Source organism: Hydrogenophaga aquatica, assembly GCF_054780915.1.
This window is the reverse complement of record NZ_BAAGVK010000007.1, coordinates 72,024-92,404: the sequence shown is the minus strand read 5'-3', so window position 1 is coordinate 92,404 and position 20,381 is coordinate 72,024. Positions and strand designations below refer to the sequence as shown.

The window sequence follows — 20,381 nt, the reverse complement described above, 5'->3', positions numbered from 1 at the left end:
GACGCCGTGAACTTCCTGCGCCGACTCAGCACCCTGCAGATCGCTCTGGCGGTGTCCGTGTTGGCGCACGCTGCGTTGCTGACGGTGCGTTTCGTGGCGCCGCAGACCTACAACCGGGTGTTCCAGGACACCCCGCTGGAGGTGGTGCTCGTCAACGCCCGCAGCGACGAAAAACCCACCAAGGCACAGGCCATCGCCCAGGCCAACCTGGCCGGCGGCGGTGAGGCCGAGCGCGGCCGCGCCACCTCTCCCCTGCCGCCTTCGGCGCAAGCCCGGCTGGGTGACGCCCTGGAGGAAGAGGAGCGGCGCATAGAGGCCATGAAGGAGCAGCAGAACCGCCTGCTGGCGCAGATGCGCAAGCAGTTGGCCAGCCTGCCCCCGCCCGACCAGAACGCCCTGTCCCGCCCGGATGCCGAGGAACGCGAGCGCAAGCGGCAGGCGCTGGTGAAGGTGCTGGCGGAAATCGAAAGACGCATCAACGAAGAGAATGCCCGCCCGCGCAAACGCTACATCAGCCCCGCCACGAGCGAAAAGGCGTACGCGGCGTACTACCACCAGGTCAAGCTGCGCATCGAGGATCATGGAACACGCAACTTCCCCGAGATTGCCGGACGCAAGCTCTACGGAGAACTGACCATGGCGATCACCGTGAACCACGACGGCAGGGTGCTTGACACCGAAGTGCTGCAGAGCTCGGGACAGAACGTGCTCGACAACCGCGCGCAGGCCATTGTGCGCAGCCTGCGCTTCGGTTCTTTTGACAAAGCCATACGGCAACGCGCAGACCAGCTGGTGATGGTTTCACGTTTCCGGTTCACGCGGGAAGAAACCCTGCAAGCCCAGCAACTGAACGCGCAATGAAGAAGACGGGTGTGTTCAGGGCCTTCTGGGCGTGGATCGGGTGGCTGCTTCTGGCAGGCATCGCGCTGCAGGTTTTTTTTGTCGGGCGCATTGCACTCATGGCGGTGCTCGCCCCGCAGAGCACGGCGTTCCAGCGTTCTGAGGCCTGGCAGCTGCTGCAAGGGGGCGACCGCTTCACATGGTCGCAGCAATGGGTGGACTACAGCCAGATATCCCCTCACCTCAAACGCGCGGTGATCGCATCGGAAGACGCCAGCTTCGTGACGCACGGCGGGGTGGACTGGAAAGCCATTGAGTCGGCGTGGCAGAAGAACGCGCGTCGGCTAGCACAGGCTGAAAGGCGTGCCGCACAGGCCAGACACCCCAGCCAGGTGCGCCCGGCGCGCATCGTCGGGGGTTCCACCATCACGCAGCAGCTGGCCAAGAACCTGCTGCTTTCGGGTGAGCGCAGCATGCTGCGCAAGGGGCAGGAACTGGTACTTGCGCTGGCGCTGGAAGCCTTGCTGAGCAAGGAACGCATCCTGGAGATCTACCTGAACAGCGTGGAATGGGGCGAAGGCGTGTTCGGCGCAGAAGCGGCGGCCCAACGCTATTTCAGGAAGTCCGCGCGCCAGTTGAACGCGTACGAGGCTGCGCGCCTGGCGGTGCTTCTGCCTGCGCCCAAGTTGTTCGAGAAACGCATGAATTCCAGCTACCTGGCGGGGCGAACCTCGACGATCGTTGCACGCATGGGCGCCGTGCAGCTGCCCTGAGCGGCTCATTCTCTGCTACAAGAGCACCATGCGCATTCTTGGCATCGACCCCGGCCTGCAGGCCACCGGCTTTGGCGTGGTGGACGTGGACGGCGCGCGCCTGAGCTACGTGGCCAGCGGCACCATCCGCACCCGGCCCGACGAAGGCGCCCTGCTGCCCGAGCGGCTAGGCGTGATCTTCAATGGCATCACCGAGGTGGTGAAACGCTACCAGCCGACGGTGGCCGCCTGCGAGATCGTGTTCGTGAACGTGAACCCCCAGGCGACGCTGCTGCTGGGTCAGGCGCGAGGCTGCTGCCTGACCGCCCTGGTGGCCAACGGCCTGCCAGTGAGCGAATACACGGCGCTGCAGCTGAAGAAAGCCGTGGTGGGTTACGGCAAGGCGGCCAAGCCACAGATGCAGGAGATGGTGAAACGCCTGCTGCAGCTGCCAGGCCTGCCTGGCAAGGACGCCGCCGACGCGCTGGGCCTGTGCATCACGCACGCGCAGGTGGCGCGCACCACACAGGCCATCAACCAGGTGAGCAAGTCGCAGGCCCGCACGCACGCGGTGTACCGCGACGGCCGGGTGTACTGAACGGTTTTCCCCTGCCCGGGCAGTGCGTCAGACGATGCGTTCCAGCGCCAGCACAGCGAAGAAGGCGAGCGCGGCAATCAGCGTCCACTTGAGGATGACAAGGCCCCAGCGGCGGTAATGCACGCGGCCGGTGCCCAGGTAGAACACGAAGCACAGCGCCGACGCTCCCAGAAGGAAGAACATGAGGAAGCGGAAGATCAGCATGTTCGTTCCTGTGCCGGCATAGCCCTGATCACCAGGCAGCCACGGGTTGTGCAAAGCCCTTGGGAGCGCGGCTGTCCTGCTCGAAAGTGACGATCTCGAAAGCTTCGGGTTTGGCCAGCAGAGCGCGCAGCAGCTGGTTGTTCATGGCGTGGCCCGAGCGGAACGCGCTGTAGGCAGCCAGCAAGGGCTTGCCCACGATGTATAGGTCGCCCATGGCGTCCAGGATCTTGTGCTTGACGAACTCGTCCTGGTAGCGCAGGCCGTCGGCGTTGAGCACCTTGACGTCGTCCATCACGATGGCGTTGTCCAACCCGCCACCCAGCGCCAGACCGTGCGAACGCATCATCTCCACATCGCGGGTGAAGCCGAAGGTGCGGGCCCGGGCGATCTCGCGCGCGTACTGGCCGGTACCCAGGTCGAACTCCACGCGCTGCCCGGTGGCGTTGACCGCCGGGTGGTCGAATTCGATTTCGAAGCTCAGCTTGTAACCATGGTAAGGGTCCAGCCGCGCCCACTTGAGGTTGCGGCCCTCGCCTTCTCGCACCTCCACAGGCTGTACGACGCGGATGAAGCGCTTGGGCGCCTTCTGCAGTTCGATGCCTGCACTCTGGATGAGGTAGACGAAGGACGCGGCGGAACCGTCGAGGATGGGCACTTCCTCGGCGGTGATGTCGATGATGAGGTTGTCGATCCCCAGACCGGCGCAGGCACTCATCAGGTGCTCGATGGTGTGCACCTTGGCGCCGCCGTTGGCGATGGTGGACGCCAGCCGCGTGTCGGACACGGCCATGGCGTTGACCGGAATGTCCACCGGCTCGGGCAAATCCACCCGGCGGAACACAATGCCCGTGTCCGGCGCGGCAGGGCGCAGCGTCAGCTCAACCCGCTGACCGCTGTGCAGGCCCACGCCGACAGCTTTGGTCAGGGTCTTGAGGGTACGTTGCGCAATCATGCTGCCAATTTTAGTTTTTCAACACCAACTCTGCTGAAGAGAACGGCAATCTCCCAAATAGAGAAAGCCGATTGAGGGAATGGAAAGCGTAGCGAGTACGCTTTACACCCCTCAATCCGCTTGTTTGCGCAGGAAGGCGGGGATCTCGAAATCGTCCATGCCACCCGAAGACAGTGCGTCCACCTTGGCCGCAGCGGAGGTGCGGTCACGGGTGCGCCACACGCTGGGCACGGCGGGGTTGCCGCCCATGGCGGGCTGCGCCTGCCCCATGCCCACGGCCTGTGCCAGACCGGAGCCACCCACCGCCTGGTTCAGCGTGGGAATGAAGGGCATGTTGTCGGTACCGGTGCGCAGGCCCTGGGCAGGCGACTGCACCACGGTCAGCGGCTGGCGGGCGCCAGCGCGGTTCAGACCGGTGGCCACCACGGTGACGCGGATGGCATCACCCAGCGACTCATCGTAGGCGGTGCCGTAAATCACGTGCGCGTCCGGCGCGGCGAAGGCGCGGATGGTGTTCATGGCCAGCTTGGATTCGTTCAGCTTCAGGGAACCCTTGGCGGCGCTGATCAGCACCAGCACGCCCTTGGCACCCTTCATGTCCACGCCCTCCAGCAACGGGCAGGCCACGGCCTGTTCGGCGGCGATGCGGGCGCGGTCAGGGCCGCTGGCCACCGCGGTGCCCATCATGGCCTTGCCAGGCTCACCCATCACGGTGCGCACGTCCTCGAAGTCCACGTTCACCAGCGCCTCGACGTTGATGATCTCGGCAATGCCGCCGACGGCGTTCTTGAGCACGTCGTTGGCCTCGGCGAAAGCCTCGTCCTGGGTGATGTCGTCGCCCAGCACCTCCAGCAGCTTGTCGTTGAGCACGACGATGAGGGAATCCACGTTGGCTTCCAGTTCGGCCAGGCCCGCGTCGGCGTTGGTCATGCGGCGGCCGCCTTCCCAGTCGAAGGGCTTGGTCACCACGCCCACAGTCAGGATGCCCATTTCCTTGGCCACCTTGGCGATCACGGGCGCCGCGCCGGTGCCGGTGCCACCGCCCATGCCTGCGGTGATGAAGAGCATGTGTGCGCCTTCGATGGCGTTGCGGATGTCCGCCTCGGCCATCTGCGCTGCCTCGCGGCCTTTTTCAGGCTTGCTGCCTGCGCCCAGACCAGTCTGGCCCAGCTGGATGACGCGGTGCGCTGCGGTCTTGCCCAGGGCCTGTGCGTCGGTGTTGGCGCAGATGAACTCCACGCCCTGCACGTGGCTCTGGATCATGTGCTCGACGGCGTTGCTGCCACCGCCGCCCACGCCGATCACCTTGATTTGCGTGCCCCGGTTGAACTCTTCGACCTCGATCATTTCGATGCTCATTTGAAACTCCTTGAATGCCTTGAAACTGTGAATCTGAAAACTTGCTGAAAACGGGGATCGGTGGATCAGCCGGGCGGCGCATTGGCGCCGTGACTTCGTCGGACGTGCGCCTCGCGTGAGCGGGGACTGGTAGTGGAACGGCGCTGAACGCGGTGGTTGTTGTTCATCAGAAATTCCCCACAAACCAGTCCTTGATACGGCCCAGGGCGTTGCCCATGGAGCCAGCCTTTTGCGCCACCTTGTGGCCGCGCAGGCGCGCCAGGCGCGCCTCTTCCAGCAAGCCCATGACGGTGGCTGCCCGGGGCTGGGCCACCATGTCGCTGAGCGCGCTGGCGTACTTGGGAATGCCGCGCCGCACGGGCTTGAGGAAGATGTCCTCGCCCAGCTCGACCATGCCCGGCATCACGGCGCTGCCACCCGTGAGCACGATGCCCGACGACAGCAGCTCCTCGTGCCCCGACTCGCGGATGACCTGCTGTACGAGCGCGAAGATTTCCTCCACGCGCGGCTCGATGACACCCGCCAGGGCCTGACGGCTCAGCAGGCGCGGCCCACGGTCGCCCAGACCCGGCACCTCGACCTGCTGGTCGGGATCGGCCAGCAGTTGCTTGGCGCAGCCGCTTTCGACCTTGATGTCCTCGGCGTCCTTGGTGGGCGTGCGCAAGGCCATGGCGATGTCGTTGGTGATGAGGTCGCCAGCGATGGGAATGGCAGCCGTGTGGCGGATGGCACCGCCCTGGAAGATCGCCACGTCCGTAGTACCTGCGCCAACGTCCACCAGCGCCACACCCAGTTCCTTTTCGTCTTCGGTGAGCACGGCCTGGCTGGCGGCCAGCGGGTTGAGCATGAGCTGGTCCACCTCCAGCCCGCAGCGGCGCACGCACTTGATGATGTTTTCGGCCGCCGCCTGCGCACCGGTGACGATGTGCACCTTGGCCTCCAGGCGGATGCCGCTCATGCCGATGGGCTCCTTGACCTCCTGCCCGTCGATGATGAATTCCTGCGGCTCCACCAGCAGCAGGCGCTGGTCGGTGGAGATGTTGATGGCCTTGGCGGTCTCGATGACGCGCGCCACGTCGGTAGGCGTGACTTCGCGGTCCTTGATGGCCACCATGCCGCTGGAGTTGATGCCCCGGATGTGGCTGCCGGTAATGCCGGTGTAGACGCGGCCGATGCGGCAGTCGGCCATGAGCTCGGCCTCTTTCAACGCCTGCTGGATGCTCTGCACCGTGGCGTCGATGTTGACCACCACGCCACGTTTGAGACCGTTGCTCGGCGCCACGCCCAGGCCCGCCAGCTTCAGGTGCCCTCCCTGCTGGACTTCGGCGACCACCACCATGATCTTGGCGGTGCCGATGTCGAGTCCGACCACGATGTCTTTGTATTCCTTGGCCATGATGCGTGTGTGCTCTGGTTTAACTCCGGGGTTTGCCGGTCTTGTCTTCGGTCAGGGTGGTCACACCGCGCAGGCGCACGGCATAGCCATTGGGATAACGCAGGTCGGCGGACTCGATGTCGCGCCCGCCGTAACGGTGTGTGAGTTGCGTGGCGGTGGCCACCAGGGTGTGCACGCGAGCCAGCAGCTCCTCGCTGTCGCCACGGCCCATTTCGATCCGTGCGCCGTTGTCCAGCTCGGCGCGCCAGCTGCCACGGCTGGTCAGCTCCAGGCGGCGCATCTCGCGGCCGATGCGGGCGAACGCCGGTTGCAACTGCTGGTAGAAGGCGTAGACGCGCCCCGACTGGCCTTCGGGCCCGGCGAGTTCGCTCCATTCGTCCGCGCGGGAGTCGTCCGGGTTGGCCTCGAAAACCTCGCCCCGGTCGTTGACCAGGCGGCCGCCAGCGGCCTCTCCCCACCAGGCCACGGGCCGGTGTTCTTCGATGGTGACCGTGAGGCGGTTCGGAAAGGTCCGTTGCACCACTGCCTGGCGCACCCAGGGCACGTCTTCGAACAACTTTTGCACGTCCTGCAGGTTGAGGGTGAGAAAGCTGCCGTGCAGGCTGGACGCGAGGTGTGCGCGTACCGTGACCACGTTCTGGTGCGTGACGTCGCCTTCAATGGTGATGCCCGCGAGCGTCCACGCTGGGTGCCGGGCCATCCACCAAGCCCCCGCACCCAGCCCCAGGACGCACGCGACCACGAACAGGGTGCTGGCCACCCAGTTCATGACACGGACGTCGAGGGGAAGGACGGGGGTATCGGCCACGTCAGGCTCCGTTTGCCACAGGCAAGGGGTTGTCCAGGCTGGCGCCGGCCAGCACGTGCAGGCACAAGGTCTCGTAACTCATGCCCGTTGCACGCGCCGACATGGGCACCAGCGAATGGCCCGTCATGCCCGGCGAGGTGTTGATTTCCAGCAGGTAGGGCTTGCGGGTGGCGGCGTCGATCATCACGTCGGCACGCGCCCAGCCTCGGCAGCCCAGCGTGCGGTAGGCCTTGAGCACCAGCGCCTGGATCACCGGCTCCTCGCCAGCGGGCAGGTCGCACGGCACGATGTAGCGGGTGTCGTCGGTGAAGTACTTGTTCTGGTAGTCGTAGTTGCCACCCGGCGCCACGATGTGGATCACCGGCAGCGAACGCGCGCTCGCACCCGTGCCCAGCACCGGGCAGGTCACCTCGTCACCGCTGATGAACTGTTCGCACAACACCTCGGGGTCGTGCTGCGCGGCCAGGGCGTAGGCCTGGGCACACTGCGCAGCGTCGGTCACCTTGGTCAGGCCGATGGTGGAGCCTTCGCGTGCGGGCTTGACGATCATGGGTGAACCCAGGGCCTGGAAGGCGGCAACGGTTTCTTCGGCGCTTGACACCTGGCGCCAGTCTGGCGTGGGCAGCCCTTCGGCGCGCCAGATGCGCTTGGTCATGACCTTGTCCATGGCCACGCTGGACGCCAGCACGCCGGGCCCGGTGTACGGAATGCCCATCAGCTCCAACGCGCCCTGCACGGTGCCGTCTTCGCCGAAACGCCCGTGCAGCGTGATGAAAGCGCGCTCGAACCCGTCGCGCCTGAGTTCCCCCAGGTCACGCTCGGCCGGATCGAAAGCGTATGCATCCACGCCCTGCGAAAGCAGGGCCTGCAGCACGCCGTTGCCGGACATGAGCGAGACTTCGCGCTCGGCGGAGAAACCGCCCATCAGAACCGCTACCTTGCCCAGGCTGCGGGGATCGATCTTCACATCAGCGCTCATGCGCTCACCTCTTTCTGTTCCCCGGCCTGCGCCAGGGTGATCACTTGACCCGCCACCACACCGATGGAGCCTGCGCCCATGCACAGCACAACGTCGCCGTCGCGTGCGTTGTCCAGAATGGCCTGGGGCATGGCAGCGATGTCGTCCACGAACACGGGTTCGACCTTGCCTGCAACGCGCAGGGCGCGTGTGAGCGCGCGGCCATCTGCCGCCACGATCGGCGCCTCGCCAGCGGCGTAGACCTCGGACAGCAGCACGGCGTCCGCCTGCCCGATGACCTTGACGAAGTCCTCGAAACAGTCGCGGGTGCGGGTGTAGCGGTGCGGCTGGAAAGCCAGCACCAGACGGCGGCCCGGGAAGGCGCCGCGAGCGGCGGCCAAGGTGGCGGCCATTTCCACGGGGTGGTGGCCGTAGTCGTCCACCAGTGTGGCTGTGCCACCGCTGGGCAGCGCCGCTTCGCCATAGCGCTGGAAGCGCCGCCCCACGCCTTTGAAGCTGGACAGCGCGTCTAGCACTGCGGTGTCGGGCACGCCCAGCTCCACCGCCACGGCAATGGCAGCCAGGGCGTTGAGCACGTTGTGATGGCCGGGCAGGTTGAGCACCACGTTCAGGTCGGGCAGCTGCACACCGTTGCGGCGCTGCACGCGGAAGTGCATCTGTCCCTCCACCGGGCGGATATCCAGGGCCCGCACCTGTGCGTCCTCGCTCACGCCGTAGGTGGTGATGGGGCGCTGGATGTCGCCCAGCAAGCCACGGATATTGGCATCGTCGACGCAGACGATGGCCGCGCCGTAGAACGGCATGTGGTGCAGGAACTCCACGAACGCCTGCTTGAGGCGGCCGAAGTCGTGCCCGTAGGTGTCCATGTGGTCGGCGTCGATGTTGGTGACGACCGCCATCACGGGCAACAGGTTGAGGAAGGAGGCGTCGGACTCGTCAGCCTCGACCACGATGTATTCGCCGGTACCCAGGCGGGCGTTGGCACCCGCGCTGTTGAGCTTGCCGCCGATGACGAAGGTGGGGTCCATCTCGGCGGCAGCCAGCACGCTGGCCACCAGGCTGGTGGTGGTCGTCTTGCCGTGTGTGCCCGCGATGGCGATGCCCTTCTTCATGCGCATCAGCTCGGCCAGCATGATGGCGCGCGGCACCACCGGCAGCAGCTTGGCGTGCGCGGCCACCACCTCGGGGTTGTCCGCCTTCACAGCCGTGGACGTGACGATGCAGTCTGCACCGTCTATGTTGGCGGCGGCGTGCCCCAGGTGCACACGCGCGCCCAGCTGGCGCAGGCGGCGCGTGGTGGCACTTTCACCCAGATCGCTGCCCGAGATGGTGTAACCCTGGTTGAGCAACACCTCGGCGATGCCGCTCATGCCGGCCCCACCGATGCCGACGAAATGGATGTGGCGGATGGCGTGTTTCATGCGTGGCCTCCGGTTGAGGCGGTTGTCGTTTTGGCCAGGGTGCGGCAGGCCTGCACCATGGCTTCCACCGCCTGGGTCTTGGCCTGGGCGAGTGCCTTGCTGGCTCGGGCCTGCAGCTCGTCGCGGGTCAGGCCTTGCAGCATGGCAGCCAGCCCTTGCGCGGTGAGTTCGGTCTGCGGCACGAGCCAAGCCGCGCCTGCGTCCACCAGGAAGCGGGCGTTGTGGGTCTGGTGATCGTCCACTGCGTGCGGGAAAGGCACAAAGATGGCCGCAGCGCCCACGGCGGCCAGTTCGGTCACGGTGCTGGCACCAGCGCGTGCAATGACGACGTCCGCCTCGGCAAACGCCGCCGCGGTGTCCTGGATGAAAGGTGTGAGCGTGGCTTCAACACCGGCCTGCGCGTACGCGGCCTTGAGTGCGTCGATCTGTTTTTCGCCACTCTGGTGCGTGACCACCGGGCGCTGCCCGGCAGGAATCAAAGCCAGAGCCTGGGGCACCGTGTCGTTCAAGGCCTTGGCACCCAGGCTGCCGCCAACCACCAGCACCCGCAAGGGGCCGCTGCGGCCTGCGAAACGCTGCGCCGGTTCGGGCTGCTTCAGAAACTCGGCGCGCAGCGGGTTGCCTATCCATTCTCCCTTGCCCAGTGCGTTGGGGTAGGCCGTGAAAACCTTGTCGGCCACGCCAGCCAGCACCTTGTTGGCCATGCCAGCCACGGAGTTCTGCTCGTGCAAGACCAGTGGTTTGCCTGCCAGCACGCCCATCATGCCGCCAGGGAAGGTGATGTAGCCGCCCAGGCCCAGCACCACGTCGGGTTTGACGCGGCGCACCACAGCCAGGCTCTGCCAGAAGGCCCTCAGCAGGCGAAGCGGCAAAAGCAGCAAGGTCTTCACACCCTTGCCACGCACGCCGCCGAATGCCACCGGTTCAAACGCGAAGCCGCGCGGCGACACCAGGCGCTCTTCCATGCTGCCGGGTGCGCCCAGCCAGTGCACGCGCCAGCCTTCGGCCCGCAGGGCCTCGGCCACGGCCAGGCCGGGGAAGATGTGGCCGCCCGTGCCGCCCGCCATCACCAGAGCGCAGGGTTGTCTGTTCATACCCGGCCTCCGTGCATGAGTTTTCGGTTTTCATGATCGATGCGCAGCACCACTGCGATCGCCACGAGGTTCATCAGGATGGCCGAGCCGCCGTAACTCATGAACGGCAGCGTCAGGCCCTTGGTGGGCAGCGCGCCCAGGTTCACGCCGATGTTGATGAAGGCCTGGAACCCTATCCACAGACCCACGCCCTGCGCCACCAGCCCGGCAAACACCTGGTCCAACGCGATGGCCTGACGGCCGATGTACATGATGCGGCGCGTGAGCCACATGAACAGCGCGATGAGGATGAGCACGCCGACCAGGCCGAATTCCTCGCCAATGACGGCGAGCAGGAAGTCGGTGTGCGCCTCGGGCAGCCAGTGCAGCTTCTCCACGCTGCCACCCAGGCCTACGCCGAACACCTCGCCCCGTCCGAAGGCGATGAGCGAGTGCGAAAGCTGGTAGCCCTTGCCCAGCGCGTGGTCCACGCTGAAGGGGTCGAGGTAGGCGAACACGCGCTCGCGGCGCCAGGGTGAACTGGCGATCATGGCCGCGAAGGCGGCCACGAGGATGCCCGCGATCAGGAAGAACATGCGGGCGTTGACCCCACCCAGGAAAAGGATGCCCATGGCGATGACGGCAATCACCAGGAAGGCGCCCATGTCGGGCTGCGCCAGCAGCAGCACGCCGATGATGCCGACAGCGGCCCCCATGGGCAGCACGGCGCGGAAGAAGCGCTCTTTCACTTCCATGCGCCGCACCATGTAGCCCGCCGCGTACATGACCACGGCCAGCTTGGCCAGCTCTGAAGGCTGGAAGTTCATGAGCCCCAGGGGAATCCAGCGGCGTGCGCCATTCACGCCCTTGCCGATGAAGGGCAGCAGCACCATCACCATCAGCACGATGGCGGCCCCAAACAGCCAGGGCGACCATTTCTCCCACCGGCTCATGGGCACCTGGAAGGCGATGAGCGCGGCGACCGCGCCAATGGCCATGGACAGGGCGTGGCGCACCAGGAAGTGTGTGGACGCATAGGCGCGGAAGCGTGGGTTGTCGGGCAAGGCGATGGAGGCGGAATACACCATCACCAGACCCCAGCACAACAAGGCGACTACCACCCACATCAACGGTTGGTCGAACCCCATCTCGCGAACCACCGAGGTGCGCCCGCGCGCGTAATCTCGGCTGGAGAGGCGCACGGGCAACTCGCCCACCCACTCCCGCGCAGCCCCGCCAGCGGCGCGCGCGCCGCCACCAAGCCAGCGGCTGAGGCGTGCGAAGCCGGTTAGGGTGCGGGTGTCGCTCATGTAGGCGTCCCCTCTTCTTCCTGCAGTTCGTGCACGGTGTCCACGAACACCTGCGCGCGGTGGGCGTAGTCCTTGAACATGTCCAGGCTGGCGCAGGCGGGTGACAGCAGCACGGCGTCTCCGGGCTGCGCCTGCGTGGCGCACCAGCGCACGGCTTGCGGCAAGGTGGCTGCGTCGTGCAGGGGCACATGCGTGGCCACCAGCGCCTCACGAATGGCGGGGGCGTCACGCCCAATCAGCGCCACGGCACGCACATGCCGGGCGACGGCGTCAGCCAGAGGGGAGAAGTCCTGCCCCTTGCCGTCCCCCCCCAGGATGACGACGAGCTTGCGCTCTGCCCCCAGGCCGTTGATGGCCGCCAGCGTGGCGCCCACGTTGGTGCCTTTGCTGTCGTCGAAGTACTCGACCTCGCGCACGATGGCCACCGGCTCCACGCGGTGCGGTTCGCCCCGGTAATCGCGCAGCGCGTGCAGCATGGGCGCCAGCGGTGCGCCAGCGGCGGTGGCCAAGGCCAGCGCGGCCAAGGCGTTGCTTGCGTTGTGGCGCCCGCGGATGCGCAGCGCCTCGGCCGGCATCAGGCGCTGCAAGTAAATCTCTTCCTCGTCCTGGCCCCGGCCCTTGCGGCCAGTGCCCTGACGGGTGTCGTCTACGGGCAAGGCACGTACCAGCCAGGTCATGCCGTTCACCGTCTCCAGGCCCCAGTCGCCCGCGTGGTGCGGCATTTCGGTACCGAAGGTCACGTGTTCGCGGGCGGGCAGCGTCTTGCTCCGGTTGCCCTCGCGCACGGTCACAGGCTGTGGGCGCCAGGCCATCACGGTGGCGTCGTCGCGGTTGAGGACCATCACGCCCTGCTGGCCGAAGATGCGCGCCTTGGCCGCTGCATAGGCCTCCATGCTGCCGTGCCAGTCCAGGTGGTCCTGCGAGATGTTGAGCACAGCGGCTGCCGTGGGCTCGAAGCCCTGCACCCCTTCCAGCTGAAAGCTGGACAGCTCCAGCACCCAGGCCTGCGGCAACTGCCCCGTCGCCATACGTTCGCGCAGCACGTCCAGCAGCGTGGGGCCGATGTTGCCTGCCACGGCCACGTCCCAGCCCGCTTCGCGCAGCAGATGGCCGGTCAGCGAGGTGGTGGTGGTCTTGCCGTTGGTGCCGGTGATGGCGATCACCTTCGGGCGGTAAGGCGGGTTGGCTGCCTCGCCCTCGGGCGCCACATCACCTTCCGGCGACTCTGCCAAGGCCTTCAGCGCATGGGCAAACAGGCCCAGCTCGCCCACCACGGGTATGCCCACGGCGCGCGCGGCTTCTTCCAGACCCGCCATCTGCGCCGGTGCAATGCCTGGGCTGCGGCATACCATGGCCCAAGGCGCTCGCTGGAACAAGGCCGCATCAAAGGGAGTGCACAGCAGCGTGGCGCCTGGCAGTTCTGCCGCCAGCGTCGCCGCGTTCGGCGGGCTCTGGCGCGTGTCGGCCACGGTCACCTTCGCTCCCGCCTGCGCGCACCAGCGCGCCAGTGCCAGGCCCGAGATCCCCAGGCCCAGCACCAGCACTTCGCGGTCTTGCAGGTTCAAGTTGTTCATCGCAGCTTCAGGGTGGACAGACCGATCAGGCACAACAGCATGGTGATGATCCAGAAGCGCACGACGACCTGCGTCTCGCGCCAGCCGGACTTCTCGAAGTGGTGGTGCAGCGGCGCCATCTTGAAGAGGCGGCGCCCTTCGCCATAACGGCGCTTGGTGTACTTGAACCAGGTGACCTGCAACATGACCGACAGTGCTTCGACCACGAAGATGCCGCCCATGATGGCCAGCACGATCTCCTGCCGCACGATGACGGCGATGGTGCCCAGCGCGCCGCCCAGGGCCAGCGCGCCCACGTCGCCCATGAACACCTGCGCCGGGTAGGCGTTGAACCACAGGAAGGCCAGGCCCGCACCAGCCATGGCGGCGCAGAAGATCAGTACTTCGCCCGTGCCGGGGATGTAGGGCAGCAGCAGGTATTTGGAGAACACCGCGTTGCCGGTAACGTAGGCAAACACGCCCAGCGCCGAGCCCACCATCACCACAGGCATGATGGCCAGGCCGTCCAGGCCGTCAGTCAGGTTCACGGCGTTGCTGGAACCCACGATGACCAGGTAGGTGAGGATGACGAAGCCCAGCACGCCAAGCGGGTAGCTGACTTCTTTGAAGAAGGGCACCATCAGCCCCGCCTGCTCCGGCAGGTCGAGCGTGAAGCCGGACGCCACCCAGTTGACGAACAACTCGAACACGCGCTGGTTGGAGCTTTCCGAGATGGCGAAGGCCAGGTAGAACGCGGCCAGCAGGCCGATGACCGACTGCCAGAAGTACTTCTCGCGCGAACGCATGCCTTCGGGGTCTTTGTTCACGACCTTGCGCCAGTCGTCCACCCAGCCGATGGCGCCAAACCCGAGAGTGACGAGCAGAACGATCCAGACGAAGCGGTTGCTCCAGTCAAACCACAGCAAGGTGGACAGCGCAATGGCGAACAGGATCAGCACGCCACCCATGGTGGGTGTGCCGCTCTTGCTCAGGTGTGCCTGCACCGCGTATTCGCGGATGGGCTGGCCGATCTTGAGTTCGGTGAGACGGCGGATGAACCACGGCCCCGCGCCCACGCCGAGCAGCAGGGCGGTCATAGCGGCCATGACGGCGCGGAAGGTCAGGTACTGGAACACCCGCAGGAAACCGAATTCGGGACTCAGCCCCTGCAGCCAGAGAGCCAGACTAGGCAGCATGGTTCGCGCCCTCCTCTTTTTGATCTTGTCCGCCAGCGCGGGCCACCAGGGCCTGCACCAGCCTTTCCATGCGCATGAAGCGCGAGCCTTTGACCAGAACGCTGCCCATGCCGGGCAGCAAAGCCAGGGATGCGTCGGCAAGGGCATCGAAACCCGCGAAGCACTGCAAGTGCCCGCCGGCCTGAGGCAGCAGCGGTGCGCTGGCCTGTGCCATCCAGTCACCGGTGACGAGCACGTGGTCGATGCCGCGCGCGAGGGCGTGGCGCAGCACTTCGTCGTGGAACGCGAGGCCCTGCTGGCCGACCTCCCCCATGTCGCCGAGGGCCAGCAGGCGCGGACCGGGCAGTTCGGCCAGCACCTCGATGGCGGCGCGCACCGAGTCGGGGTTGGCGTTGTAACTGTCGTCCACCAGGGTGATGCTGCGGCCGGGCAGCTGTAGCGCCAGCGCGCGGGAGCGGCCATTGACCGGCTCGAACGCGCGCAACCCATGGGCGATGGCCTCGACAGGCACACCGGCTGCCACGGCACAGGCGGTGGCAGCCAGGGCGTTGCGCACGTTGTGACGGCCAGCGATGTGAATCTCGGTGGTGAAGCTGCCTGCGGGGGTGTTCACCTTCACCGCCCAGGCCGCGCCGGTCCAGACGGCGTCGCCGCTGACGTCTGCGCCCGCGTCGCCGAAGGTGAGCGTGCGGCGACCCTGCGCCAGTGTGGTCCACAGTCCGGTGTAGTCGTCGCCAGCGGGGAACACGGCGACACCATCCGCAGGCAGGCTGCGGAAGCACTCGGCGTTCTCGCGGGCGACGGCCTCCACCGTGGCCATGAATTCCTGGTGCTCGCGCTGAGCGTTGTTGACCAGCGCCACCGTGGGCTGGGCAATGGCGGCCAGACCCGCGATCTCACCCGGGTGGTTCATGCCCAGCTCGACCACCGCCAGGCGGTGTTCCGCGCGCAGCCGCAGCACAGTCAAGGGCACGCCGATATCGTTGTTCAAATTGCCTTGCGTGGCCAGCGCAGCATCGCCTGCCGCCATGCGGAGGATGGAAGCGATCATTTGTGTGACCGTTGTCTTGCCATTGCTTCCCGTCACGGCAATCAGGGGCAGCCGGAACTGCGCGCGCCAGCGGCGGGCCAGTTCGCCCAGTGCCAGGCGGCCATCAGGCACCTCGACACCGCTCAGCCCGGCAGCAGCCAACCCCCGCTCGGCGATGGCGGCCACTGCCCCGGCCTCACGCGCCTGCGCCAGATAGTCGTTGGCATCGAAACGCTCGCCGCGCAAAGCCACGAAGAGATCACCCACGCGCAACGTGCGGGTGTCGGTGTGCACGCGCTGCACGGCGGCCTGTGTGACATTGCCCACAGCGCGCGCGCCCGGCAGGGCCAGCATCAGCTCGGCCAGGGTCTTCATGGCTGTGCCTCCGTGGATGGTGACAGGCGGCGCTGCAAGGCCTGCCGGGCCTCGTCCAGATCGGAGAAGGGGCGCTTGACGCCGGCAATCTCCTGGTAATCCTCGTGCCCTTTGCCTGCCAGCAGCACCACGTCACGCGCGCCGGCCTGCGCCACCACCTCGGCGATGGCCTGCGCCCGGTCGGGCTGCACCTGCACGGCGGCAGGCTGGCGCAACCCGGCGGCCATTTGCCGCAGGATGTGCATCGGGTCTTCGCTGCGCGGGTTGTCACTGGTCAGCACCAGTCTGGCCGCTTCCTGTTCAGCCACGGCCGCCATCAGGGGGCGCTTGGTGGCGTCGCGGTCGCCGCCGCAACCCACCACGCACCACAGCTGGCCGCCGCGCTGCATGGCGAGCGGTTGCAGGGCCTGCAGGGCCTTTTCCAGGGCATCCGGGGTGTGGGCGTAGTCCACCAGCACCAGAGGCAAGGCATCTCGCTCGTCCACCCAGGCGGACTGCATGCGCCCCGGTACGGGCGTCAGGGCGTGGCAGGTCCGGATGGCGCTTTCCAGGGCATGCCCCTGGGCCCGCGCCGCAGCCAGCGCACAGAGCAGGTTGTACAGGTTGTACTCCCCCACCAGCGGCAGCCTGATCTCCTGCGGGTCGCTCTCGCGCCCGCCGGGCAACTGCTCCACCACATGGAAGCACAGCCCGGTGTCGGTCAGCGTCCAGGCGGGCACGTGCAGGCGGGCGGGCCTTCCGGCCGCCGACACCGTCCACAGATCGATCTCGCCGCCATCGGCCCGGGATTGGAGTTCGGCCGCCAGCTCCGCACCATGGGGATCGTCGACGTTGACGACCACCGCCTTCAGACCAGGCCACTTGAACAGCGCGCGCTTGGCCTGCCAGTAGGCCGCCATCGTGCCGTGGTAGTCCAGGTGGTCTTGCGTGAGGTTGGTGAATATGGCGGTGTGGATGCGCGTACCGTTGAGGCGGCCTTCCTCCAGGCCGATGGACGAGGCCTCAAGTGCGCAGGCACGCACGCCCTCTGCCGCAAAACGGCGCAGGCTGGCCTGCAGGGTGACAGGGTCGGGCGTGGTCAGGCCGGTGGGAACGAAGTCCGCACCCGGCACACCGACGCCCAGCGTACCCATCACGGCAGCACGCGTCTCCAGGGCGGTCAGCCATTGCGCAGTCCACCAGGCGGTGGATGTCTTGCCGTTGGTGCCGGTGATGGCCACGACCTTGACCTCGTGGCTAGGGTGGCGGTGGAATTGGTCGGCGATCTCGCCAGTGGCGTGCTTGAGACCTGTCACCGCCGCCACACGGGGGTCGGTGAAACCATAGGCTTCCACGCCGTCGCGCTCCACCAGGCAGGCCACGGCGCCCGCCTGCAACGCGGCATTCACGTAGCGGCGCCCGTCCTGCGCAGCGCCCGGCCACGCCACGAACGCGTCGCCGGGCTGCACGCGGCGACTGTCCACGCACAGGGTCCTGGCGGCATGTGCCTGCAACCAGCGGGCAGCTTCCAGCGGCGAGTGGAGTGTGGTGATCAAATCGACTCCTCCACCGTTTCGGCCACGATCTGCGGCTTGACGTTCATGTCGGGCTGCTCGCCCAGGATGCGCAAGGCCTGCTGCACGGTCTCGCTGAACACGGGCGCGGCCACAAGGCCGCCGTAGTACTGCCCGTTGCTGGGTTCGTCCACCATCACGCCCACCACGATGCGGGGCTTGTCGATGGGTGCCATGCCCGTGAACCAGGACCGGTACTTGTTGACGGCGTAACCCTTGCCCATCTGCTTGCGCGCGGTGCCCGATTTGCCGCCCACCGAGTAACCCACGGTCTGCGCCTTCTGACCTGTACCGCCGGGGCCCGCCGCCATCTGCAGCATCTTGCGCACGGCTGCCGCCGTTTCCGCGGAAAACACCTTGCGCCCCACGGCCGCCTCGCTGTTCTTGAGCATGGTGGGCTGGATGATGGAGCCGTCGTGCGCGAACGCGGTGTAGGACTGCACCATCTGGTACAGCGAGGCCGACAAGCCATAACCGTAGGACATGGTGGCCTGCTCGACGGGCCGCCATGTCTTCCAGGGGCGCACGCGGCCCGGGACCGCTCCCGGGAATTCGATGCGCGGTTTCTGGCCGTAACCCAGCGCCGTGTAGGTATCCCACATCTCCTGCGGGCTCATCTTCTGCGCGATCTTCAGCGAGCCCACGTTGCTGGACTTCTGGATCACACCCTCGACGGTGAGCACACCGTAGTTGTGCGTGTCGGTGATGGTGAAACCACCCATGGCGTAGCGGCCGGGGCTGGTGTCGATGATGGTTTGCGGGTTGATGCGGCCTGCGTCCATGGCCATGGCCACGGTGATGGGCTTCATGGTGGAACCCGGCTCGAAGGTGTCGGTCATGGCGCGGTTTCGCAACTGCTCGCCGCTCAGGTTCTCGCGCCGGTTGGGGTTGTAGGTGGGGTAGTTGGCCAGCGCCAGCACCTCGCCGGTCTGCACGTCGATCACCACCACGCTGCCCGCCTTGGCCTTGTGCTGCTCCACCGCCTCGCGCAGCTTCTGGAAGGCAAAGAACTGAATCTTGCTGTCGATCGACAGCTGGAGGTCCTGCCCGTCGACGGGCGGCACCACTTCGCGCACGTCTTCGATGACGCGGCCCAGACGGTCCTTGATGACGCGGCGTGACCCCGGTTTGCCAGACAACTGCTGGTTGAAGATCAGCTCCACGCCCTCCTGGCCCACGTCTTCGACATTGGTGAAGCCGACCACGTGCGCCGCCGCTTCGCCCTCGGGGTACTGGCGCTTGTATTCCTTGCGCAGGTAGACGCCTTTGATGTCGAGCGCCTTGACCTTGAGCGCGATGGGTTCGTCCACCTGGCGCCGCACCCACACGAAGGACTTGTCGGTGTTGAGCCTGCGCTTGAGCTCGGCCACGGGCAACTCCAGCAGCTTGGCCATCTCCGGCAGCTTGGGGTGGTTCAGATCCACGTCCTCTGGAATAGCCCACACGCTCTGTGCCACCACGCTGGTGGCCAGGATCAGGCCGTTGCGGTCGAGCACGCGCCCACGGTTGGCGGGCAGTTCCAGGGTGCGGGCGAAGCGCACCTCACCCTGGCGCTGGAAGAACTCGTTGCCAAAGACCTGCACATACGCGGCGCGGCCCGCCAGCCCCAGGAAGGCCACGGCCAGGCCCGCCACGATGAACTTGCTGCGCCACACCGGCGTGGCGCTGGTGAGCAGCGGGCTGGAGCTGTAGGCGATGCTGCGGCTCACTGCTGCCCCCCAGTCGCCGCGGCGGGCACCTGAATGGACTGAACGCGGCCACTCACCGCGCCATCGGCACCAGCCGCGCCGGGCAAGGTGACGTACTCGGTGATGGCCGGGTTGGCGGGGCGCATCTGCAGCTGACGCACGGCGAGCTGCTGCACCCTGGACGGGGTGGCCTGCGCGCGCTTTTGCACCACGAGCTGCTCGTGGTCGGCGGCCAGCCGCTCGCTGGCGGTCTTGGCGCGCTCCAGGGCCACATAGAGGCGGCGCGACTCGTACTGCAGGTGCACCAGGTAGAAAGCGCTGGCCAGCACGGCCACCAGCAACACCAGATTGAGCCGCGTCATGAACGCACCTCCACTGGCGCCTCGGTGCGCTCGGCCACGCGCATCACCGCACTGCGCGAGCGCGGATTGGCCGCCACCTCGGCGTCGCCCGGCATCACGCGGTGCACCCCGCGCAGGGCCATGGGCTTGGGGGCGGCAAAGGGAGCGCGGCGGTCGAACACCTCTTTGGAGTGCTGCGCCATGAACTGCTTGGTGATGCGGTCTTCCAGAGAATGGAAGCTGATCACCACCAGCCGGCCCGCTGGACGCAGCACCTGCAGACTGGCGCTTAGCGCCTGTTGCAGCTCTTCAAGCTCGGCGTTGATGAAAATCCGAAGAGCCTGAAATGTGCGCGTTGCAGGGTCCTTGCCCGGCTCGCGGGTTTTGACCGCGCCAGCCACGACTTCGGCCAGCTCGGCGGTGGTTCGAACAGGGCCCCGTTCCTGTCGGCGACGATCAATCGCCTTTGCAATCTGTTGAGCAAACCGTTCTTCGCCGTATTCACGAATCACCTCCGCCATCTGGGAAATGTCAGCCTCGGCCAGCCACTCGGCCACGCTCATGCCCCGGGTAGGGTCCATGCGCATGTCCAGCGGTCCGTCGTGCCGGAAGGAAAAACCCCGGGCGGGGTCGTCAAGCTGGGGCGAACTCACCCCCAGATCCATCAAGATGCCGTCGGCGCTGGCCGGCTCCAGCTCACCCAGGGCCTTGAAGCCCTCGTGGTGAATGGTGAGCCGCGCATCGGCGGCAGCGATTTCCCGCGCCACCGCGATGGCTTGCGGGTCTTTGTCGAACACCGTGAGCCGGCCGGCCGGCGACAGTCGCGACAGGATCAGCCGCGAATGCCCGCCGCGCCCGAAGGTGGCGTCGATGTAGTGGCCGTCAGGTTGGATGTGAAGGGCGTCGACCGCTTCATTCAACAAGACGGTGCAGTGTGTGTAAGACGCTTGCAC

The 20,381-nt window shown here is 66.7% G+C and carries 19 protein-coding genes; 3 read left to right on the top strand and 16 right to left on the bottom strand.

What is annotated here, in order from left to right; genetic code table 11:
- The first annotated feature begins 6 nt into the window (after positions 1-6).
- The 3 genes from ACYVHH_RS05350 to ruvC are packed head-to-tail and all read left to right on the top strand — an operon-like array spanning position 7 to position 2,190.
- Entirely contained in the window at positions 7-861 is an 855-nt protein-coding gene (locus ACYVHH_RS05350) for an energy transducer TonB (protein WP_460564064.1), read from the top strand.
- The gene (gene mtgA / locus ACYVHH_RS05345) at positions 858-1,613 is read left to right on the top strand and encodes a monofunctional biosynthetic peptidoglycan transglycosylase (protein WP_460564063.1); all 756 of its coding nucleotides are present in this window, start codon (positions 858-860) and stop codon (positions 1,611-1,613) included. Before ACYVHH_RS05350 ends, mtgA begins: the two co-directional genes overlap by 4 nt.
- 28 nt (positions 1,614-1,641) lie before the next feature.
- Positions 1,642-2,190 carry a crossover junction endodeoxyribonuclease RuvC gene (gene ruvC / locus ACYVHH_RS05340; RefSeq protein WP_460564062.1) on the top strand — a complete coding sequence of 183 codons (549 nt, stop codon included), beginning with the start codon at positions 1,642-1,644 and terminating at the stop codon, positions 2,188-2,190.
- 27 nt (positions 2,191-2,217) lie between these two features.
- On the opposite strand, the gene ACYVHH_RS05335 is transcribed toward ruvC, so the two are convergent.
- The 16 genes from ACYVHH_RS05335 to rsmH all read right to left on the bottom strand — a co-directional run bounded on the left by ACYVHH_RS05335 (position 2,218) and on the right by rsmH (position 20,381).
- Positions 2,218-2,394 carry a hypothetical protein gene (locus ACYVHH_RS05335; protein ID WP_460564061.1) on the bottom strand — a complete coding sequence of 59 codons (177 nt, stop codon included), beginning with the start codon at positions 2,392-2,394 and terminating at the stop codon, positions 2,218-2,220.
- A gap of 28 nt (positions 2,395-2,422) precedes the next feature.
- Positions 2,423-3,346 (bottom strand): UDP-3-O-acyl-N-acetylglucosamine deacetylase, encoded by a 924-nt coding sequence (gene lpxC / locus ACYVHH_RS05330; RefSeq protein ID WP_460564059.1) that lies wholly within the window; start codon positions 3,344-3,346, stop codon positions 2,423-2,425.
- A gap of 111 nt (positions 3,347-3,457) precedes the next feature.
- Complete coding sequence (gene ftsZ, locus ACYVHH_RS05325) at positions 3,458-4,705, bottom strand: cell division protein FtsZ (RefSeq protein ID WP_460564058.1); 1,248 nt, start codon at positions 4,703-4,705, stop codon at positions 3,458-3,460.
- 166 nt (positions 4,706-4,871) lie between these two features.
- The gene (gene ftsA / locus ACYVHH_RS05320) at positions 4,872-6,101 is read right to left on the bottom strand and encodes a cell division protein FtsA (protein WP_460564057.1); all 1,230 of its coding nucleotides are present in this window, start codon (positions 6,099-6,101) and stop codon (positions 4,872-4,874) included.
- Positions 6,102-6,120: 19 nt separating this feature from the next.
- Complete coding sequence (locus ACYVHH_RS05315) at positions 6,121-6,909, bottom strand: cell division protein FtsQ/DivIB (protein WP_460564056.1); 789 nt, start codon at positions 6,907-6,909, stop codon at positions 6,121-6,123.
- 1 nt (position 6,910) lies between these two features.
- The gene (locus tag ACYVHH_RS05310) at positions 6,911-7,888 is read right to left on the bottom strand and encodes a D-alanine--D-alanine ligase (RefSeq protein WP_460564055.1); all 978 of its coding nucleotides are present in this window, start codon (positions 7,886-7,888) and stop codon (positions 6,911-6,913) included.
- Positions 7,885-9,309 carry a UDP-N-acetylmuramate--L-alanine ligase gene (gene murC, locus ACYVHH_RS05305; protein WP_460564054.1) on the bottom strand — a complete coding sequence of 475 codons (1,425 nt, stop codon included), beginning with the start codon at positions 9,307-9,309 and terminating at the stop codon, positions 7,885-7,887. The genes ACYVHH_RS05310 and murC overlap by 4 nt, the downstream gene beginning before the upstream one ends.
- A complete protein-coding gene (gene murG / locus ACYVHH_RS05300) occupies positions 9,306-10,403 on the bottom strand; it encodes an undecaprenyldiphospho-muramoylpentapeptide beta-N-acetylglucosaminyltransferase (protein WP_460564053.1) in 1,098 nt (365 codons plus the stop codon). The genes murC and murG overlap by 4 nt, the downstream gene beginning before the upstream one ends.
- Positions 10,400-11,692 (bottom strand): putative lipid II flippase FtsW, encoded by a 1,293-nt coding sequence (ftsW, locus tag ACYVHH_RS05295; protein WP_460564052.1) that lies wholly within the window; start codon positions 11,690-11,692, stop codon positions 10,400-10,402. Before ftsW ends, murG begins: the two co-directional genes overlap by 4 nt.
- Entirely contained in the window at positions 11,689-13,266 is a 1,578-nt protein-coding gene (gene murD / locus ACYVHH_RS05290; RefSeq protein WP_460564051.1) for a UDP-N-acetylmuramoyl-L-alanine--D-glutamate ligase, read from the bottom strand. The genes ftsW and murD overlap by 4 nt, the downstream gene beginning before the upstream one ends.
- Positions 13,263-14,441, bottom strand: a complete 1,179-nt coding sequence (gene mraY / locus ACYVHH_RS05285; protein ID WP_460564050.1) for a phospho-N-acetylmuramoyl-pentapeptide-transferase — start codon at positions 14,439-14,441, stop codon at positions 13,263-13,265. Before mraY ends, murD begins: the two co-directional genes overlap by 4 nt.
- Complete coding sequence (locus ACYVHH_RS05280) at positions 14,431-15,846, bottom strand: UDP-N-acetylmuramoyl-tripeptide--D-alanyl-D-alanine ligase (RefSeq protein ID WP_460564049.1); 1,416 nt, start codon at positions 15,844-15,846, stop codon at positions 14,431-14,433. Before ACYVHH_RS05280 ends, mraY begins: the two co-directional genes overlap by 11 nt.
- Positions 15,843-17,381, bottom strand: coding sequence for a UDP-N-acetylmuramoyl-L-alanyl-D-glutamate--2,6-diaminopimelate ligase (locus ACYVHH_RS05275; protein WP_460564047.1), 1,539 nt, complete (start codon positions 17,379-17,381; stop codon positions 15,843-15,845). Before ACYVHH_RS05275 ends, ACYVHH_RS05280 begins: the two co-directional genes overlap by 4 nt.
- Positions 17,378-19,108 (bottom strand): peptidoglycan D,D-transpeptidase FtsI family protein, encoded by a 1,731-nt coding sequence (locus ACYVHH_RS05270; RefSeq protein ID WP_460564045.1) that lies wholly within the window; start codon positions 19,106-19,108, stop codon positions 17,378-17,380. The genes ACYVHH_RS05275 and ACYVHH_RS05270 overlap by 4 nt, the downstream gene beginning before the upstream one ends.
- A complete protein-coding gene (gene ftsL, locus ACYVHH_RS05265; protein ID WP_460564044.1) occupies positions 19,105-19,449 on the bottom strand; it encodes a cell division protein FtsL in 345 nt (114 codons plus the stop codon). The genes ACYVHH_RS05270 and ftsL overlap by 4 nt, the downstream gene beginning before the upstream one ends.
- Positions 19,446-20,381 (bottom strand): 16S rRNA (cytosine(1402)-N(4))-methyltransferase RsmH, encoded by a 936-nt coding sequence (gene rsmH, locus ACYVHH_RS05260; RefSeq protein ID WP_460564042.1) that lies wholly within the window; start codon positions 20,379-20,381, stop codon positions 19,446-19,448. The genes ftsL and rsmH overlap by 4 nt, the downstream gene beginning before the upstream one ends.

Bases quoted from the DNA above. Each gene is read 5' to 3' on its own strand.
- mtgA (WP_460564063.1), top strand. From the start codon at position 858: ATGAAGAAGACGGGTGTGTTCAGGGCCTTCTGGGCGTGGATCGGGTGG.
- ruvC (WP_460564062.1), top strand. From the start codon at position 1,642: ATGCGCATTCTTGGCATCGACCCCGGCCTGCAGGCCACCGGCTTTGGC.
- ACYVHH_RS05335 (WP_460564061.1), bottom strand. From the start codon at position 2,394: ATGCTGATCTTCCGCTTCCTCATGTTCTTCCTTCTGGGAGCGTCGGCG.
- lpxC (WP_460564059.1), bottom strand. From the start codon at position 3,346: ATGATTGCGCAACGTACCCTCAAGACCCTGACCAAAGCTGTCGGCGTG.
- ftsZ (WP_460564058.1), bottom strand. From the start codon at position 4,705: ATGAGCATCGAAATGATCGAGGTCGAAGAGTTCAACCGGGGCACGCAA.
- ftsA (WP_460564057.1), bottom strand. From the start codon at position 6,101: ATGGCCAAGGAATACAAAGACATCGTGGTCGGACTCGACATCGGCACC.
- ACYVHH_RS05310 (WP_460564055.1), bottom strand. From the start codon at position 7,888: ATGAGCGCTGATGTGAAGATCGATCCCCGCAGCCTGGGCAAGGTAGCG.
- murC (WP_460564054.1), bottom strand. From the start codon at position 9,309: ATGAAACACGCCATCCGCCACATCCATTTCGTCGGCATCGGTGGGGCC.
- murG (WP_460564053.1), bottom strand. From the start codon at position 10,403: ATGAACAGACAACCCTGCGCTCTGGTGATGGCGGGCGGCACGGGCGGC.
- ftsW (WP_460564052.1), bottom strand. From the start codon at position 11,692: ATGAGCGACACCCGCACCCTAACCGGCTTCGCACGCCTCAGCCGCTGG.
- murD (WP_460564051.1), bottom strand. From the start codon at position 13,266: ATGAACAACTTGAACCTGCAAGACCGCGAAGTGCTGGTGCTGGGCCTG.
- mraY (WP_460564050.1), bottom strand. From the start codon at position 14,441: ATGCTGCCTAGTCTGGCTCTCTGGCTGCAGGGGCTGAGTCCCGAATTC.
- ACYVHH_RS05280 (WP_460564049.1), bottom strand. From the start codon at position 15,846: ATGAAGACCCTGGCCGAGCTGATGCTGGCCCTGCCGGGCGCGCGCGCT.
- ftsL (WP_460564044.1), bottom strand. From the start codon at position 19,449: ATGACGCGGCTCAATCTGGTGTTGCTGGTGGCCGTGCTGGCCAGCGCT.